This window comes from Pseudomonas sp. GD03858, from assembly GCF_029840925.1.
Classification (GTDB): Bacteria; Pseudomonadota; Gammaproteobacteria; order Pseudomonadales; family Pseudomonadaceae; genus Aquipseudomonas.
Map to the genome: position 1 here is coordinate 1 of NZ_JAOCDM010000123.1, position 17050 is coordinate 17050.

At 64.8% G+C, this 17050-nt stretch carries 18 protein-coding genes; 4 read left to right on the top strand and 14 right to left on the bottom strand.

What is annotated here, in order from left to right; translation table 11 throughout:
- Window positions 1-78: 78 nt before the first annotated feature.
- Window positions 79-861, bottom strand: coding sequence for a class I SAM-dependent methyltransferase (locus N5D48_RS22820; RefSeq protein ID WP_279888196.1), 783 nt, complete (start codon window positions 859-861; stop codon window positions 79-81).
- 96 nt (window positions 862-957) lie between these two features.
- On the opposite strand from N5D48_RS22820, the gene N5D48_RS22825 reads away from it, so the two are divergent.
- Window positions 958-1578, top strand: a complete 621-nt coding sequence (locus tag N5D48_RS22825) for an energy transducer TonB (protein ID WP_279888198.1) — start codon at window positions 958-960, stop codon at window positions 1576-1578.
- Between the two features lie 13 nt (window positions 1579-1591).
- On the opposite strand, the gene N5D48_RS22830 is transcribed toward N5D48_RS22825, so the two are convergent.
- From N5D48_RS22830 to ppc, 6 genes are all read right to left on the bottom strand, one after another.
- Entirely contained in the window at window positions 1592-2422 is an 831-nt protein-coding gene (locus N5D48_RS22830; RefSeq protein WP_279888200.1) for an isocitrate lyase/phosphoenolpyruvate mutase family protein, read from the bottom strand.
- A 22-nt stretch (window positions 2423-2444) separates the two neighbouring features.
- Window positions 2445-3314, bottom strand: a complete 870-nt coding sequence (locus tag N5D48_RS22835) for a DUF72 domain-containing protein (RefSeq protein WP_279888202.1) — start codon at window positions 3312-3314, stop codon at window positions 2445-2447.
- 3 nt (window positions 3315-3317) lie between these two features.
- A complete protein-coding gene (locus tag N5D48_RS22840) occupies window positions 3318-3608 on the bottom strand; it encodes a hypothetical protein (RefSeq protein WP_279888203.1) in 291 nt (96 codons plus the stop codon).
- A gap of 132 nt (window positions 3609-3740) precedes the next feature.
- Window positions 3741-4415, bottom strand: coding sequence for a tRNA (adenosine(37)-N6)-threonylcarbamoyltransferase complex dimerization subunit type 1 TsaB (tsaB, locus tag N5D48_RS22845; protein ID WP_279888204.1), 675 nt, complete (start codon window positions 4413-4415; stop codon window positions 3741-3743).
- Window positions 4416-4505: 90 nt separating this feature from the next.
- On the bottom strand, window positions 4506-5156 hold the full coding sequence (adk, locus tag N5D48_RS22850; protein ID WP_279888206.1) for an adenylate kinase: 651 nt from the start codon (window positions 5154-5156) through the stop codon (window positions 4506-4508).
- A gap of 258 nt (window positions 5157-5414) precedes the next feature.
- Complete coding sequence (gene ppc, locus N5D48_RS22855) at window positions 5415-8042, bottom strand: phosphoenolpyruvate carboxylase (RefSeq protein WP_279888208.1); 2628 nt, start codon at window positions 8040-8042, stop codon at window positions 5415-5417.
- Window positions 8043-8186: 144 nt separating this feature from the next.
- Between ppc and N5D48_RS22860 the strand changes: the two genes are divergently transcribed.
- The 3 genes from N5D48_RS22860 to N5D48_RS22870 all read left to right on the top strand — a co-directional run bounded on the left by N5D48_RS22860 (window position 8187) and on the right by N5D48_RS22870 (window position 10039).
- Window positions 8187-8531 carry a pilin assembly protein gene (locus N5D48_RS22860; protein WP_279888210.1) on the top strand — a complete coding sequence of 115 codons (345 nt, stop codon included), beginning with the start codon at window positions 8187-8189 and terminating at the stop codon, window positions 8529-8531.
- Window positions 8532-8787: 256 nt separating this feature from the next.
- Window positions 8788-9201 (top strand): DUF4398 domain-containing protein, encoded by a 414-nt coding sequence (locus N5D48_RS22865; RefSeq protein ID WP_279888211.1) that lies wholly within the window; start codon window positions 8788-8790, stop codon window positions 9199-9201.
- Between the two features lie 49 nt (window positions 9202-9250).
- Window positions 9251-10039, top strand: a complete 789-nt coding sequence (locus N5D48_RS22870; RefSeq protein ID WP_279888212.1) for an OmpA family protein — start codon at window positions 9251-9253, stop codon at window positions 10037-10039.
- Window positions 10040-10235: 196 nt separating this feature from the next.
- Here the strand turns inward: N5D48_RS22870 and N5D48_RS22875 are convergent, their stop codons facing one another.
- The 7 genes from N5D48_RS22875 to prfB all read right to left on the bottom strand — a co-directional run bounded on the left by N5D48_RS22875 (window position 10236) and on the right by prfB (window position 16987).
- Complete coding sequence (locus N5D48_RS22875; RefSeq protein ID WP_279888213.1) at window positions 10236-10562, bottom strand: hypothetical protein; 327 nt, start codon at window positions 10560-10562, stop codon at window positions 10236-10238.
- Entirely contained in the window at window positions 10559-11482 is a 924-nt protein-coding gene (locus N5D48_RS22880; RefSeq protein ID WP_279888214.1) for an alpha/beta hydrolase, read from the bottom strand. The genes N5D48_RS22875 and N5D48_RS22880 overlap by 4 nt, the downstream gene beginning before the upstream one ends.
- Window positions 11454-12731 (bottom strand): flavohemoglobin expression-modulating QEGLA motif protein, encoded by a 1278-nt coding sequence (locus tag N5D48_RS22885; protein WP_279888215.1) that lies wholly within the window; start codon window positions 12729-12731, stop codon window positions 11454-11456. Before N5D48_RS22885 ends, N5D48_RS22880 begins: the two co-directional genes overlap by 29 nt.
- Window positions 12732-12824: 93 nt before the next feature.
- Window positions 12825-13373 (bottom strand): hypothetical protein, encoded by a 549-nt coding sequence (locus tag N5D48_RS22890; RefSeq protein ID WP_279888216.1) that lies wholly within the window; start codon window positions 13371-13373, stop codon window positions 12825-12827.
- A gap of 29 nt (window positions 13374-13402) precedes the next feature.
- Window positions 13403-14107, bottom strand: coding sequence for a TetR family transcriptional regulator (locus tag N5D48_RS22895; RefSeq protein WP_279888219.1), 705 nt, complete (start codon window positions 14105-14107; stop codon window positions 13403-13405).
- Window positions 14108-14296: 189 nt separating this feature from the next.
- Entirely contained in the window at window positions 14297-15799 is a 1503-nt protein-coding gene (lysS, locus tag N5D48_RS22900) for a lysine--tRNA ligase (RefSeq protein WP_279888218.1), read from the bottom strand.
- 92 nt (window positions 15800-15891) lie between these two features.
- Window positions 15892-16987, bottom strand: a protein-coding gene (prfB, locus tag N5D48_RS22905; RefSeq protein ID WP_096049476.1) for a peptide chain release factor 2 whose coding sequence is annotated in 2 segments (ribosomal slippage) — window positions 15892-16914 and window positions 16916-16987 — 1095 coding nt in all. Because the reading frame shifts where the segments join, the coding sequence is not laid out codon by codon here.
- Window positions 16988-17050 lie beyond the last annotated feature (63 nt).

Sequence of the window (17050 nt, forward strand, 5' to 3'; positions counted from 1 at the left end):
ACAAATGAATGCGCATACAACTATCAAAACCAACCACCAACCACCAACCACCAACCAACTTTAAACCCTAGCCAAACTTCAAACCTTCAAAGCCTTCTTGGGATAGATATCGTAGCGACTCGACTTCCCCTCCAGACTATGACTCGGCTTGACCCCGTCGATAATGGGCGCCTTGCGCGGCCGCTTGACCACCACCCGGTGCGTGGCCAACGCCAACGCCGCCTCGAGCAACGCCGGCGCATCCAGGTCATCCCCGACCAGGGGCCGAAACACCCGCATCTCCTTCTTCACCAGTGCACTCTTGTCCCGGTGCGGAAACATCGGGTCAAGATAGATCACCTGCGGCGCCTCCCCCTCCCAGGCCCGCATGCGCTCGATAGCATTGCCAGTCATCAACCGCATGCGCTCGACGATCGCGCCAACCTCGGCATCCTGACGCGCCCGTGCCAGGCCATCCTCGAGCAACGCGGCAATCAACGGCTGACGCTCGATCAAAGTCATCTGGCAGCCCAGGCTGGCCAGCACGAATGCATCCTTGCCCAACCCCGCCGTGGCATCGAGCACCTGCGGCCGCACGCCCTGGGCGATGCCCACCGCCTTGGCGATCATCTGCCCGTTGCCACCGCCGTACAGCCGCCGATGCGCCGCCTGGCCTTCGACGAAATCCACACGCACGGGCCCAGGCGCCTGGGGCCCCAACTGCTGAATCTGCAACCCCTCGGCCCCCAGCTGAACAGCGAACTCGGCCGCCTCGTCCGCCAACGGCAAGCCCAGGCGCTCAGCCCACGCCTCGGCCTGCGCCTGGAATTCCGGCGCCAGCGCCTCGACCCTGATCCCCGCGCCCTGCTGTTGCTCAACCATCCGTTCCCGCACCCGAAATAAATTAATGAAACCCCGGCCAGAGCCGATACAGGCAATATCCCGCTATTCTGCCAGAGCACAACGCGCGCGACTGCCATGTCAGACACTCTTCCCATCGGCTTGACCTACCTGTCGCCTGTCGGCAACTACGGTCGGCAGAACGCCCAGGCACTGGGTGGCGTCAGCCACCTGTGGCAGGACTTCTTTGCCCGCGCCATGGCCGAGCAGCAGGAAGGCGAGGTCGACGGTTTCAGCCAAGCGCTGATGCAGTGCGACAAAGAGAGTGGCGAACCTGTCGGCGGTGCTCGTGCGCTGGCCCTGATCGACGCCCAGCGTGCCCTGCCCGTTCACGACACCGAGCTGGCACCGCCCGAGCCGCTGTTCCTGCCCAAGGCGGAACTCGAGGCCCATCTGCTGGAGCCCGCGCCCGAGCCGTTCAGCACCGCCGAACTGATCGAGCAGCAACGCCAGCTCGACATCGACAACAGCTGGTTGCGACCGGTGGTCATGAGCCAGGGCCAGCCCATCGCCGAGCCCGGCCCAGGCCCCTCGCCACGTCCGTTGTTCCTGCCCATCGCCGAGTTCGAGATGAACCTGCTCGACCCCGCGCCCGAGCCCTTCGACGACAAGACCCTGGCCAGGCAGCAGAACGATCTGGAGTTCGATATCCACTGGGCACGCCCGGTGGTGTTGAACAACGTGCGCCTGAGCGCCTGAACCCCATAAGCCCTCAGCGCCGGAACAGCTCATTGAGCTCGGCGAACGGCAGCGCCTGCTCGCCATAGCCGAAGGTGCCCTGGTCGCGAATCTCCAGCGCGGCGCGCTGGAAAGCACCCAATGCGGCCCGCGCCAGCGAAGAGCCGACACTGATGCGCTTCACCCCAAGATCCTGCAACTGGTTCACGCTCAGCGGCACACCAGCCATGCCCATCAGCACATTCACCGGCTTCGGCGCCACGGCCTGCACCACCGCACGGATTTCATCGACACTGCGCAGCCCCGGCGCGTACAACACATCCGCCCCGGCCTCGGCATAGGCTTGCAGCCGGCCAATGGTGTCGTCCAGATCGAGGCGACCGTGCAACAGGTTCTCGGCACGGGCACAGAGCATGAAAGGGAACGGCAAGCCGCGTGCCGCCGCCACGGCCGCACGCACCCGCGCCACGGACAGCTCGAAGTCATAGATCGGCGCGTCGCTATGCCCGCTGGCATCTTCGATCGAACCACCCACCAGTCCCGCCTCCGCGGCGCGAAGGATGGTCTGCGCGCAGTCCTCGGGCAGATCACCGAAGCCGTTTTCCAGGTCCGCCGCCACCGGCAACGGCGTGGCATCGACGATGGCGCGAGCATTGCCGAGGGTTTCCTCGAGCGTCAGCGCGCCTTCGGCATCCGGCCGCCCCAGGCTGAACGCCAGGCCCGCGCTGGTCGTGGCCAGCGCCTCGAAGCCCAGGCTGGCCAGGAGCCGCGCGCTGCCGGCATCCCATGGATTGGCGATGACGAACGCGCCATCGCGCTCATGCAACGCCTTGAAAGCTTCGGCTCGCAGGGTTTGTACATCCATGGTTCAGCCTCCGACAGTCAGATCAAAGTAGCCCCAGCTGTTCGACCTCCGGAGCACGCGGCAATTCAGGCAATGCCGGCAAGCCCGGCAGACGGACCATCAGGCGTTGATGGAAACGCTGGGCCAGCGCGGCGGCAAGGCGATTGTCCGAAGTATGCAGGAACACATAGGGGCTGCGCCCCTCTTCGATCCAGCCGGCAACCTTGTCGACCCAGGGCGTCAGGAACGACTCGTTGGCCGCAAGCTCCGGGTGACCGATGAAACGCACCTGCGGATGCTGGCTGAAGGCTGCGGGACGTGGTGGCACCCTGGGCTTCTTGGACTGGGCATGCAGCACGGCCGGCTCACGGGAAACGCAGCTGAACAGCGCACGCGGGTCCAGGCAGATACGCTCCACCCCCCGCTCATTCAGCAGCCGATTGAGCTGACGCTCGTCCTCGCCACGGGCGAAGAAGGCATCGTTGCGCACCTCGACCGCCACGGGCACGCCGATCTCGTCGAGGAAATATGCCAACTCGCCCAGGCGCGTCGGGCCGAACATCGCCGGCAACTGCAGCCAGTAGGGTGACACGCGCTCGCCCAGCGGGGCCATGAGCCGCGTGAAGTCACGCGCCGACTCGAGCTGTTCGCGCAGGTCGCCCACGTGGCTGACATCGCCGGGAAACTTGGCCGTGAAGCGAAACCCCGCTGGCATGATCTGCGCCCAGCGCTCGACGGTCGAGGGCGCCGGGCGGGCATAGAAGGTGGTGTTGCCCTCGACCGCGTTGAAGACCTGGCTATAGAGCCCAAGAAATTCGCTGGAGCGAGCGTCGGCGGGATAGAGGTAGTCGCGCCAGGCGTTTTCAGCCCAGGACGGACAACCGAGAAAATATGGAAGGGAAGATGGCGTCATCCATCAAATGTACAGATCCAGCCCCAGCACTTCCATCTCCCAGTCGGTGAAGCCAGCCGTGGTCAGGTAGCTGGCCAGGGCCGAGGCGGTCCGCCGATCGCGGGCACGGGGGAAGATCAGGTCCTGCTGGCGCGCCGGCAGGCCTTCGCCGCGACGGCTGGCCCGGCTGACCTGCGCATCGATGTCTTCGATGATTTCGGCATCGGCCTCGTCGATGGCCTCATCACGCACCGACGCCTTGCGAGGCGCTCGTTTGAGGGGGTAGCTCTGTGAGGAGAAGCCGTCGATACGCATGAAATGGGCACTCAGGATCAATGATGGCAATTTAGCAGCATCAGGAATCCTTCGCTAATGCCCGAACTGATAACTGGACCACAGATCGCGCAAAAGGTTTTATCTCGAACGGCGATAGCCGACGAACTGCCTTCAGCGTGCCTTGGGCGTAGCCACATTATCGCGCAGGTAGACAGGTTGCGCCTGTTCGGCGACGACCGCCTCGCCACGGGCCCAGGCAAAGCTGGCCAGCGTCAGGATATCCAGGGCGCTGGGCAACGCCGTGGCGTCGCTGGCTGCGGCCTGCACGGCCAGGCGTTCGGCATAACCCCAGCCGGTGCCGGCACCGAACCACTCACCGCCCAGCCCTTCGGGCAGCGCTACGCGCTCGGGCGCCAGCACCGCTTCCTGGCCGATCAGGCGCATCTCGCCCTGCTCGGCGCGATAGCATCCCCAGTACACCTCGTCCATGCGTGCATCGATGGCTGCGGCAACCTGCTGTGCGCCCCGCTCACGCAGCGCGCCCTGGGCCAGCGCGGCCAGGTTGGAAACCGGCAGCACCGGACGCTCGAGGGCGAACGCCAAACCCTGGACCACACCAATGGCGATGCGCACACCGGTAAAGGCGCCCGGTCCACGGCCGAAGGCGATGGCATCCAGCGCGCTCAACGCCACGCCCGAGTCGGCCAGCAACTGCTTGATCATCGGCAGCAGCTTCTGCGCGTGCAGGCGCGGGGCCACCTCGTAGTGGCTGGTCACCTTGCCGTCGTGCAGCAGGGCGACGGAACAGGCTTCGGTGGCGGTATCCAGGGCCAGCAGGGTGGTCATCGAACGAGGTATCCAGGCGACAAGGGAAAAAGAGCGGCAGTATAAACGACAACGGCCCGCAAGCGGGCCGTGGTGACGCGTGGCGATGGATCAGCTCAGCGCTGCCATGACCTTGGCGGTGATCGACTCGACCGAACCTACGCCTTCGATGTGGCTGTACTTCGGCTTGCCGGCATTGGCGGCCGACAGCTTCTGGTAGAAGTCCACCAGCGGCTTGGTCTGGCTGTGGTAGACCGACAGACGATGGCGCACGGTTTCTTCCTTGTCGTCGTCGCGCTGGATCAGGTCTTCGCCGGTGACGTCGTCCTTGCCTTCCACTTTCGGCGGGTTGTACTGAATGTGGTAGGTGCGGCCCGAAGCCAGGTGCACGCGGCGACCGGCCATGCGGCCAACGATCTCTTCGTCGTCCACGGCGATCTCGACCACGGCATCGATATCGACACCGGCGGCGACCATGGCTTCAGCCTGCGGGATGGTCCGCGGGAAACCGTCGAACAGGCAGCCGTTGGCGCAGTCTGGCTGGGCGATACGCTCCTTGACCAGGCTGATGATCAGCTCGTCGGAGACCAGCTGACCGGCATCCATGACCTTCTTCAGTTCCAGGCCCAGCGGGGTGCCGGCCTTGACGGCGGCACGCAGCATGTCACCGGTGGAGATCTGCGGAATACCGAACTTCTCGGTGATGAACTTTGCCTGAGTACCTTTACCGGCCCCGGGAGCTCCCAGCAGAATTACGCGCATCTTGTGCTCCTCATATTTTTCTATGCAAATCAACGGATTCGGCGCACAAGGCCAACTCCGGAAAATCGGACGAGACCGTAAAATCGGTCAAAAGGCTGCTCAAGATACACAGCGCCCGCCCCCCCGACAAGCGTCCCAAAGTGGCAGGAATGCGCCACTTGCGGCCTGCCGGGGGACAGGTTGCGCCCGGCGCAACCGGACGCCGGGCGAATGCCGCGGGTCTGACGACACCTGTGCGCAACCCCTTGCTGGATTGCCTCATCCGGTATTGCGCAAGCCTGCCGCGATCCCCGCCACCGTCACCAGCAAGGCCTGCTCCAACGGGCTGTCCAGAGCGGCTTCGCGGCTGCGCGAGCGTGCCAGCAACTCGGCCTGCAGGCGGTGCAGCGGGTCGAGGTAGGTGTTGCGCAGGCGGATGAATTCCAGGGTTTCCGGGCTGTGCGCCAGTAGCACCGGTTGCCCGGTCAGGCCCAGTACCACCTGGCATGACTGCGACAATAGGTCGCGCAGATGCGCGCCCAATGGCAGCAGTTCGGGTTGCACCAGACGTTCGTCGTAGGCCTCGGCGATCTGCGCGTCGGCCTTGGCCAGGACCATTTCCAGCATATCGATGCGGGTGCGGAAGAATGGCCATTGCTCGCGCATCTGCGCCAGCAGCTCACCCTGCCCGCGCGCCAGCGCATTGTTCAAGGCCGTCTCCCAACCCAGCCAGGCCGGCAGCATCAACCGCGTCTGCGTCCAGCCGAAGATCCATGGAATCGCCCGCAGACTCTCGATGCCACCGGCGCGTCGCTTGGCCGGGCGGCTGCCCAAGGGCAGACGACCCAGCTCCTGCTCGGGCGTGGATTGACGGAAATACTCGACGAAGTCCGGCGTCTCGCGAACCACCGCGCGGTAGGCCTTGACCCCGTCGGCGGCCAACTGGTCCATCAGTGCGCGCCAGGCCGGCTGCGGCGGTGGCGGCGGCAACAGGGTCGCTTCGAGCACGGCGGCCAGGTAGAGGTTGAGGTTCTGCTCGGCGATACCCGGCAAACCGAACTTGAAGCGAATCATCTCACCCTGCTCGGTGGTGCGGAAACGCCCGCCTACCGAGCCAGGCGGCTGCGACAGGATCGCCGCGTGGGCCGGGCCGCCACCGCGCCCGACCGTGCCGCCGCGGCCATGGAACAGCAGCAGTTCGACCTGATGCTCACGGCAGATGCGCACCAGGTTCTCCTGGGCGCGATACTGCGCCCAGGCCGCTGCGGTGGTGCCGGCGTCCTTGGCCGAGTCGGAATAGCCGATCATCACCTCCTGCGGCCCATGCAGCCCGGCGCGATAGCCCGGCAAGCCAAGCAGGCGCTCCATCACGGGACCGGCGTTGTCCAGGTCGGCCAGGGTCTCGAACAGGGGCACCACGCGCATCGGTCGGGTCAACCCGGCTTCCTTGAGCAACAACTGCACCGCCAGCACGTCCGAGGCCGCGCCGGCCATGGAGATCACGTAGGAGCCAAGCGACGCCGCAGGCGCCGCCGCGATCTCACGACAGGTAGCAAGCACCTCGGCCGTGTCGGCTTGGGGCTGGAAATGCGCCGGCAGCAACGGACGGCGATTCTTCAGTTCGGCCTGGAGGAACTCGATGCGCCGCTCCTCGTCCCAATCGGCGTAGCGTCCGAGGCCGAGGTAGTCGGTGATCTCTGACAGCGCATCGCGATGACGCGCGGCATCCTGGCGCACATCCAGGCGCACCAGGAACAGGCCGAACGTCACCGCCCGGCGCAGGGTGTCGAGCAGCGGCCCATCGGCGATCACCCCCATGCCGCACGCGTGCAGCGACTGATAGCACAGCTGCAGCGGCGCGATCAGGTCGCGATTGTCGATCAGCACTGCGGCACTGGTCGGCTGGGTGGCCGTCAACGAGGCATGGGCCCAGGCGCGGGTGGCGCGCAGTCGGTCACGCACCTGCTTGAGCAATGCCCGGTAGGGTTCGGCACTGTCGCCAACCTGCTCACGCAAGGCGGTACTGGCCTGCTGCATGGACAGCTCGGCAGCCAGTCCGTCGATATCGCGCAGGAACAGGTCGGCGGCCATCCAGCGCGCCAACAGCAGCACTTCGCGGGTGACCGACGCCGTGACGTTGGGATTGCCGTCGCGATCCCCCCCCATCCACGAGGCGAAACGCACCGGCGCCGACTCCAGCGGCAAGCGCAGCCCGGTCGCCTCGAACAGCGCCGTGTCGACCTGGCGCAGATGGCTGGGAATCGCCTGCCACAGCGAATGCTCGATGACCGCGAAACCCCACTTGGCTTCATCCACCGGCGTCGGCCGGGTACGGCGGATCTCCTCGGTGTGCCAGGCCTCGGCGATCAGCCGGCGCAGGCGTTCGCGCACCTGCTGGCGCTCGGTGGCCGTCAGGTCGCGATGATCCTGCGCGGCCAGCTGCGCGGCGATGGCATCGTACTTCTGGATCAGGGTGCGACGGGCCACTTCGGTCGGGTGGGCGGTGAGCACCAGCTCGATGCTCAGCCTGCCCAGCTGCCGGGCCAGCTCATCGTCACCGTGGCCCGCTGCTTTCAGGCGAGCCAGCAACTCCGGCAGCACCCGGGCCTCGAAGGGCTCGGGCTGGTCAGCCTCGCGACGGCGGATCAGCTGGTACTGCTCGGCGATATTGGCCAGGTTGAGGAACTGGTTGAACGCCCGCGCCACCGGCAGCAGGTCTTCCTCGGCCAGATCGCCCAGGGTCGAGCTTAGCCGCTCACCCTCGCCGCGGCGGTCGGCCTTGGCGCTATGGCGAATGTCCTCGATCTTCTGCAGGAACGCCTCGCCATGCTGCTGGCGGATGGTCTCGCCCAGCAGTTCCCCCAAAAGGTGCACATCCTCGCGCAAGCGCAGATCGATATCACTCATCAGCCTTCTCCACTCCAGGAAACCGCATGCGCCCAAGAGTGCCCACTCGCGCCCGCGCCTGGCAAGCCAGAAGCAGCCAGAGCAACTAAAGTGAACACAGGACATCCGAAGCAATGCCATTACCAGGCTTTGACAGAGGTCATCATGAAAATTCGCCAACTCGCCCAGCACTGGGAACAGAACGCCGCCGGTCGCCTGAGCCCCACCGGCCATGTCCTGCACCTGGACATGGAAGCCGAAGCGCGCCTGGCCGCGCTGATCGACATGTACCCCAAGCGCAGCCCCGAGGAACTGCTGGGCGAACTGGTGGCGGCGGCGCTCGAGGAATTGGAGGCCAGCTTCCCCTACATCAAGGGCCAGCAGGTGATCGCCACCGACGAGGAAGGCGACCCACTGTACGAGGACATCGGCCCCACGCCGCGCTTCCTGGCCCTCTCCCGCCGCCACCTGCAGGCCCTTGGCCGGGTGCGGGAAGACAAGTCGCACTGAGCCTTTGCCGATGCCGGGCAAGGCCCGGCATACCGCCATCCACAGCGGAAGTTCCATGGAAAATCCGCTGACTGATTAGTCAGAAAAAAATGTCTTTAGCGTGCAAATTTTTCTGAACTATTCAAAAAACGCCTCGGTCACAGCCAATAGCCATCACGGCAAAACCCTGTAAATACGGGCTTTTTCGCCCGACGCTGAGCACAGGGGAACAGCGATGAGCCCAGCGAGGCCATCGTCGTTTAACAGGAGTGACCCAATGGAGTTGACCACCATGAAGACCCGCATCGAACGACCTTCCTCCACTCACCTGCGCGGGCTCAAGCTGGCCGCGCTGGCCCTGGGCAGCAGCCTGGTGCTGGCGGGCTGCGCGGGCAAGCCGCCCACCGAGCAGTACGCCGTGACCCAATCGGCGGTCAACTCGGCAGTCAGCGCCGGTGGCACCGAATATGCCGCGGTGGAGATGAAGGCCGCCCAGGACAAGTTCAAGAAGGCCGAGATCGCCATGCACGACAAGAAGTACGACGAGGCCAAGCTGCTCGCCGAGCAGGCCGAATGGGATGCTCGCGTGGCCGAGCGCAAGGCCCAGGCGGCCAAGGCCCAGAAAGCCGTGCAGGATGCCCGTCAGGGCATCAACGACGTACGTGAGGAAGGCCTGCGCAGCGCCGAATGAGCCCTGCCCTGCCTCATGAGCCTTCGTTAAAGATCAAAGGATGAACACTATGCGCAATTACGTCATGATTCCCGCCCTGCTGGCCCTGAGCGTAGGCCTGGCCGCCTGCTCTCACGACCCGAACGCCAACCTCGAGTCGGCCCGCACCAACTTCTCGGCCCTGCAGAGCGACCCACAGTCGAGCAAGGTCGCCGCGCTCGAGACCAAGGACGCCCAGGACTGGCTGAACAAGGCCGACAAGGCATACATGGAGCGCGAGGACTCGAAGAAGGTCGATCAGCTCGCCTATCTGACCAACCAGCGGGTCGAGGTAGCCAAGCAGACCATTGCCCTGCGCACCGCCGAAGGTGAACTGAAGAACGCCGCCGCGCAACGCGCCCAGGCCAAGCTCGACGCCCGCGACGCGCAGATCAAGAAGCTGCAGGACAGCCTGAACGCCAAGCAGACCGACCGAGGCACCCTGGTGACCTTCGGTGACGTGCTGTTCGATTTCAACAAGGCCGTGCTCAAGAGCAGCGCCTACCCCAATGTCACCAAACTGGCCCAGTTCCTCCAGGAAAACCCAGAGCGCAAGGTAATCGTCGAGGGTTACACCGACAGCGTCGGTTCGGCCAACTACAACCAGACCCTGTCCGAACGCCGCGCCGGCGCGGTGCGCATGGCACTGGTGCGTGCCGGCGTCGACCCGGCACGGATCGTCGCCCAGGGTTACGGCAAGGAGTACCCGGTCGCGGACAACTCCAGCAACTCCGGCCGTGCGCAGAACCGTCGGGTGGAGGTGACCATCTCCAACGACAACCAGCCAGTGGCGCCACGTACGGTGAGCCAGGTCCGCTAACGGATACCGCTTGAATGAAAAACCCCGCCTTGATGGCGGGGTTTTTCTTGAGCCGGGAAGGCAGTGGGGCTGCCTTGCAGCCCATCGCGGGTAAACCCGCTCCCACAGGTGTTCGTTTGCCCTGAAGTTCATGCGCACGGCCTGTGGGAGCGGGTTTACCCGCGATGGACCGCGTCGCGGTCCCAAAGTCCCTGGCTTACTGCACCTGCTGCGGCGTTTCCTGCCCCATGCAGCGCACCGCGCGTTTGCGGTTGTCCACCAGCACGCCGCTCAGGCCCTTCTGCTCGGTATCGAACAGCACCAGCACGCCATCGATGCACTGCGCCACTTGCGGCGCCGGCGTCAGCGAGACCTTGTAGTCTTCTCCCGCAATGGTCTTGAGCATGGTGAAATCCTGCAGCAGCAAGGCGTCCTCGGGCTTGGCGAAATGCAGGTAGCCGTAGTACCAGAGGGCTCCCACCGTCACGATGATGCTGCCGACACCGGTCAGGATCAGCGGGATGGCGTTGCGTTCTTCACTCATTGCTTGTTCTTCTCGTCGGGGTAGTTGGGCACTTCAGCCAGGCGGCGCAGACCATTGAAGTGGGTAGGGTCATCAAGGAAGCGCAGCATCACCTGGCGCCAGGTCGGATCGGCGAAGGTCTGCACATGATCGCCCCGGGTCAGCTGCAACACCCGGGGAGGCGGCGCCTGACGGTACAGGCGCAGGCCGTTTTCCAACGGTACGAGGTTGTCGTCGATGCTGTGGAAGAACAGCTTCGGCGGGCTGTCCAGGCGTGCGATCGAGTTGATCGCGCTGTCGCCGTCCGGCACCAGCCAAGACAGCGGCACCTGCAGTGGCCAGGTCATCCACGAAGTGCTCAGGGCATAACGCCCCACCGCCCGGTAACTGGCCGGCACGCCATCGAATACCAGGGCGCTGAAGCGTTGGCGTTGTTCGGGGTGCTGGGCCAGGTAATGGATGGCCATGGCCCCGCCGAGGCTCTGGCCCAGCAGCACCAAAGGCTTGCCGTGCGCCTGCGGCGCCGTGTCCAGCCAGTCCAGCGCCGCGCCGATGTCGCCATACACCTCAGGCAGGGTTGGCTTGCCCTGGGACAGCCCATAACCGCGATAGTCGATCATCAGCACCTGGTAGCCCTCTTTCGGCAGCCAGTAGCTGCCCCCGAGGTGCCAGGCCAGGTTGCCGCCGTTGCCATGCAGGTGCAGCACCGTGCCTTTGATCTCGACACCCGGCGGCACGGGGATCCACCATCCATGCAAGCGCGTGCCGTCGGCGGCGACCAGGGTCAGGTCCTGGTACTGCAGATGGGCCTTTTCCGGGGTGAACGGCTGGCCAGGCTCGGGGTAGAACAGCAAGCTGCTGCAACCACCCAACAGCAGCAATCCGAGGCCGACGACGAGGTGGCGGCAGGCGTCAGAGAATGTTCGCGTAATCGGCTTCAATGCGGTCCAGGCTCAGGTGGTTGAGGAAGTTGGAGAAGCACATCCAGGCCGACAGCGCGTTGAGGTCGCGGAACTGCTCGGGCAGGTACTTGGGCGGCTCCACCAGCCCTTCCTCGACCAGCTGGCGTAGCGTGCGCATGTCTTCCAGGGTGGTCTTGCCACAGAACAGCAGCGGAATCTGCTCGAGCTTGCCCTTCTTCACGGCCAACTGAATGTAGTTGTAAACCATGATGAAGCCCTTGAGGTAGGACAAGTCCTTGGTGAATGGCAGGCCGTTGGGCACCGAGCCCCGGAACACCCGGCTGGCATTGCTGTAGCTCTGGCCCATCTCGAAGCCCTGGCCACGGAAGAACTCGAAGACCTGCAGGAAGTCGGCGCCCTCCTCGACCATGTGGATGGCGCGGGTGCGGTTGGTGAGCTTGCGCAGGCGGCTGGGATAGGAGGCGAAGGCGATCACCTCCATGAGGATGGCCAGGCCCTCCTGGGTCACCGTCGACGAGGGCGGGCCCTTGGCCAGGAAGGTGCAGATCGGCTGATTCAGGCCGTTTAGCGTGGTGCCGACGTGCACCAGGCCTTCATGCACTTCCAGGGCGCGCACATCGCGGCTGTTGAACATGGCGTCGGCGCGCACCTTGATGTAGTCGGCGCCCGCTGCGGCATCAGCGACGATACCGTCGGACTCGAACACGCGAATGGTTTCCTCGGCTTCGCCGAACACCTTGTTCAGGCGACGCTGGAGAATATCCACCGCCTCCTTGGCCGTGAGGTTCTTCGGTTCGTCCTTCAGGTCGCCGCGGCCATCGATGTTGTTCAGGTAGTCCGAGAGCATAAGGCCCAGGTCGGCCAACGTCGGGTCACCAGCGTGGAAGGCATCGGAGGCGGCGCCGTAGAGTTCCTGGGAAATCAGCCCGAAGTCCTCGGTGCCACGCGCTTCGAGCATACGCACCACCATGCGGTACTCCTTGCACATGCGCCGCATGATCTGCCCGACCGGGTTGAACTGACCCAATTGGCGCGTGATGTCGCGCTCGATGCTCTGGAACTCGGCCTTCAGCGCGCTGGAGTCGAACGACAGCGGGCGATGCTGGTAATAGGCACGGTCCACCGCCGGCGGCTCCTTGCCCTTGGCCTTGAGGAAACCCTGGCGGATGCCGTCGTCCCACTTGACCGCGTCAAGCACGCGGATCGGGGTTTGCGCGGCGACGATGCGGTCGGACAGCGTGCGTATGGTCTGCTGGTACTCGTCCACCCGGGGACTCCTTCTGGGCGCCTCATCGCGGGGCAAGCCCGCTCCCACGCGTGGGAGCGGGCTTGCCCCGCGATGAGGCTGGTAGGTTCACTGCTATTTACCGGAACGCTGGAAGCGCGCCACCTCGACGAACAGATCGGAGTTGGCCGGATCATCCAGGTACGCCAGCACCCGCTCGGCCGGACTGTCGATGAGCACGCCCTCGCCGTTGTCCTCCGCGACCTGGGTCGTGCGCCCGGTCAGTTCTTTCTTCGCCACGGCCTGCTGCACCTGCTCGACATCGAGGTTGTAGACCACCAGTTGCTTGCCGTCGATCACCTCGAAACCGCCAATCAGGAAGTTGCCGCCCAGGCGCTTGGGCACCCCGGCCGAGAGGTACCAGCGATTGCCGTGCCGGGCCACGGTAAAGGCATATTCCTCGGGCGCCTTGCCCTGGGCCCGGGCCACGGCCTTGTAGGTATTGCCCCCGGCGCGGCTGATAGTCAGCTTGAGCGGCTCGCCCCAGGCGTCCTTGCTGCTCCATTGCCCAAGCAGTGCCTTGGGCGCCGGCTGGTTGGCCGGCAACGGCTCGTCGAAGGTCACCAGACAACCGCCCAGCAGGAGGAATGACAAGGTCAACAACACCACACGCCAGGCTTTCATCAGGTTCTCCTTGAAAAATCGTTCGCCACTCAGGCCGAGGCCAGCACCATCTGCAGGTATCGGACAAGGATAGCGAGCATCTGCTCATCGGCCTGCGCATTCGCATCCTTGAGCAGGCCCTGATATTCCATCTGCTCGATTATCGCCGTCAACATCTGGGCATCCTGCTCGGGCTGAGGCGAACCGACCACCTGCAGTATCTGCCGCGCGCCATGCAGCAGGATCTGCTCGTGGGCCTGCACCAGTTCGGCCAGGCGCGGGCACAGCAGCGCCTCCTGGCGGAACGCCTGCTCGGCCATGAGGAAATCGCGGCGGTTGTTCAGCTGGCGCCGGACGTAGTCGGCCAGCATGCGCGCCACTTCGTCGGCCAGGTGCGCCCGGGCCTCGGGGGTGCCGTCGCCCTGGGCCAGCAATTGGCGCAGCACGCCTTCGGTGTTGGCCCACAGCTTGGCCATGTAGGCCGCGCTGCGCTCGACGTACTGGGCGAAGGTGTCGGCCAGCAGGTCCTGGATGTCCTTGAAGTAGTAGGTGGTGGCCGACAGCGGTACATCGGCCTCGGCGGCCACGGCGCGGTGGCGCACGCCGCGCACGCCATCGCGCACGACGATGCGCATGGCGGCGTCGAGGATCTGCTGGCGGCGCTGCTCGCTGCCCTGGCGGGCGGTCTTGCGGCCCTGGTATTGCACGCTCTCGGCGACGGCGGTGGCGATGCCGGCGGCGCCCTGGTGGGGCATTGCGGGGGTCACTGTTGGTACCTCATGAACAATGGGTTGCCGGTGCGGGCCTCTTCGCGGGTAAACCCGCTCCCACAGGATATGCGCGTCCTCCTGTGGGAGCGGGTTTACCCGCGAAGAGGCCCGCACTGACAACATAAAGCTTCAGGCATGAAAAAGCCGCCTCGAAAGGCGGCTTGTTCAGTTCGCTCAGGCCTGTGGGCGCATGTGCGGGAACAGGATCACATCGCGGATCGACGGCGAGTTGGTCAGCAGCATCACCAAACGGTCGATGCCGATGCCTTCACCAGCGGTCGGCGGCATGCCGTACTCCAGGGCGCGAACGAAGTCGGCATCGTAGTGCATCGCTTCGTCGTCACCGGCGTCCTTCTCGGCCACCTGGGCCAGGAAGCGCTCGGCCTGGTCTTCGGCGTCGTTGAGCTCGGAGTAGGCGTTGGCGATCTCGCGGCCACCGATGAACAGCTCGAAGCGGTCGGTCACGGCCGGGTTGTCATCGTTGCGACGGGCCAGTGGCGAGACTTCGAACGGGTATTCGGTGATGAAGTGCGGCTGTTCCAGCTTGTGCTCGACCAGCTCTTCGAAAATCATCACCTGCAGCTTGCCCAGGCCTTCGTGGCCGAGCACCTTGGCGCCGGCTTTCTTGGCGATCTCACGGGCACGGTCGACGTCCTGCAGGTCGGCGGCGGTCAGCTCAGGGTTGTACTTGAGGATCGAGTCGAACACCGACAAGCGGGCGAACGGCTCGCCGAAGTGGAATACCTTGTCGCCGTACGGCACATCGGTGGTTCCCAGGACAAGCTGCGCCAGCTCGCGGAACAGTTCCTCGGTGAGGTCCATGTTGTCGCGGTAGTCGGCGTAGGCCTGGTAGAACTCGAGCATGGTGAACTCGGGGTTGTGCCGGGTCGAGACGCCTTCGTTGCGGAAGTTGCGGTTGATCTCGAACACTTTTTCGAAACCACCGACCACCAGGCGCTTGAGGTACAGCTCAGGCGCGATGCGCAGGAACATGGCCATGTCCAGCGCGTTGTGGTGGGTTTCGAACGGCTTGGCCGCGGCGCCGCCCGGGATGGTCTGCAGCATCGGGGTTTCCACTTCGAGGAAGTCGCGCTCGATGAGGAACTTGCGGATGTGCGAGATCACCTGCGAACGCACACGGAAGGTGTGGCGGGTTTCCTCGTTGACCATCAGGTCGACGTAGCGCTGACGGTAGCGCTGCTCGGTGTCGGTCAGGCCATGGTGCTTGTCCGGCAGCGGGCGCAGCGATTTGGTCAGCAGGCGCACGTCGGTCATCTCGACGTACAGGTCACCCTTGCCGGAGCGGGCCAGGGTGCCTTCGGCGCTGATGATGTCGCCCAGGTCCCAGGTCTTGACCGCAGCCAGGGTTTCTTCCGGCAGGGTCTTGCGGTTGACATAGACCTGGATGCGGCCGGTCATGTCCTGGATGACCATGAACGAGCCACGGTTGAGCATGATGCGACCGGCGACCTTGACCGGGATGGCAGCTGCTTCCAGCTCTTCCTTGGTCTTGTCCGCATACTGCTTCTGCAGGTCGTCGCAGTAGCTGTCGCGGCGGAAGTCGTTGGGGAAGGCATTGCCCTTGGCGCGCTCTGCGGCAAGTTTTTCCTTGCGCAGGGCGATCAGGGCGTTTTCTTCCTGTTGCAGGTCTTGCGCTTCGGTCTTGAGGTCGCTCATGTCGTCATTCTTTCCATCAGGTGTTCGTTGCCCTCGTAGCGGAGGGATCGCGGGGCAAGCCCGCTCCCACAGGCCCGCCACGGCGGAGATGCTTACAGCCCCTGCTTGAGGCTCGCTTCCAGGTACTGGTCGAGATCGCCGTCCAGGACCTTCTGGCAGTCGCTGCGCTCGACGCCGGTGCGCAGGTCCTTGATCCGCGAGTCGTCGAGCACGTAGGAACGGATCTGGTGGCCCCAGCCGATGTCCGACTTACTGTCTTCCAACGCCTGCGAGGCGGCGTTGCGCTTTTGCATTTCCAGCTCGTACAACTTGGCCCGCAGCATTTTCATGGCGGTGTCCTTGTTGGCGTGCTGGGAGCGTTCGTTCTGGCAGGCCACCACGGTATTGGTCGGCACGTGGGTGATACGCACCGCCGAGTCGGTGGTGTTGACGTGCTGGCCACCGGCACCGGAGGAGCGGTAGGTGTCGATGCGCAGGTCGGACGGGTTGATCTCGATCTCGACCTTGTCGTCGATCTCGGGCGAGACGAACACCGCCGAGAACGAGGTATGGCGACGGGCGCCGGAGTCGAACGGGCTCTTGCGCACCAGGCGGTGCACGCCGATCTCGGTGCGCAGCCAGCCGAAGGCATACTCGCCCTTGATGTGCACGGTGGCGCCCTTGATGCCGGCGACTTCGCCTTCGGACAGTTCGATGATGGTGGCGTCGAAGCCGCGCTTGTCGGCCCAGCGCAGGTACATGCGCAGCAGGATGTTGGCCCAGTCCTGGGCCTCGGTGCCGCCGGAGCCGGCCTGGATGTCCAGGTAGGCGTTGTTCGGGTCCATCTCGCCGCTGAACATGCGACGGAACTCGAGCTGGGCCAGTTTTTCTTCCAGGCCTTCCAGCTCGGTCACGACGTCGCCGACGGCGCCTTCGTCATTTTCCTCGACGGCCATGTCGAGCAGGTCCTGGCAATCGGCCAGGCCGTTGGCCAGTTTATCGAGGGTCTCGACCACCTGTGCCAGCATGGCGCGCTCGCGGCCCAGGGCCTGGGCGTACTCGGGCTTGTTCCAGACAGCGGCGTCTTCCAGCTCGCGGTTTACTTCGACCAGACGATCATGTTTGTGATCGTAGTCAAAGATACCCCCGAATGGACTGGGAACGCTCGGTGAGGTCCTTGATGGTGTTCAGGATCGGTTGGATTTCCATGGGCGGGCAGCTCTCGTGCGAATTCGGTGAAAAGCCCGCGAGTATAACCGAGTCTGGGGCCTG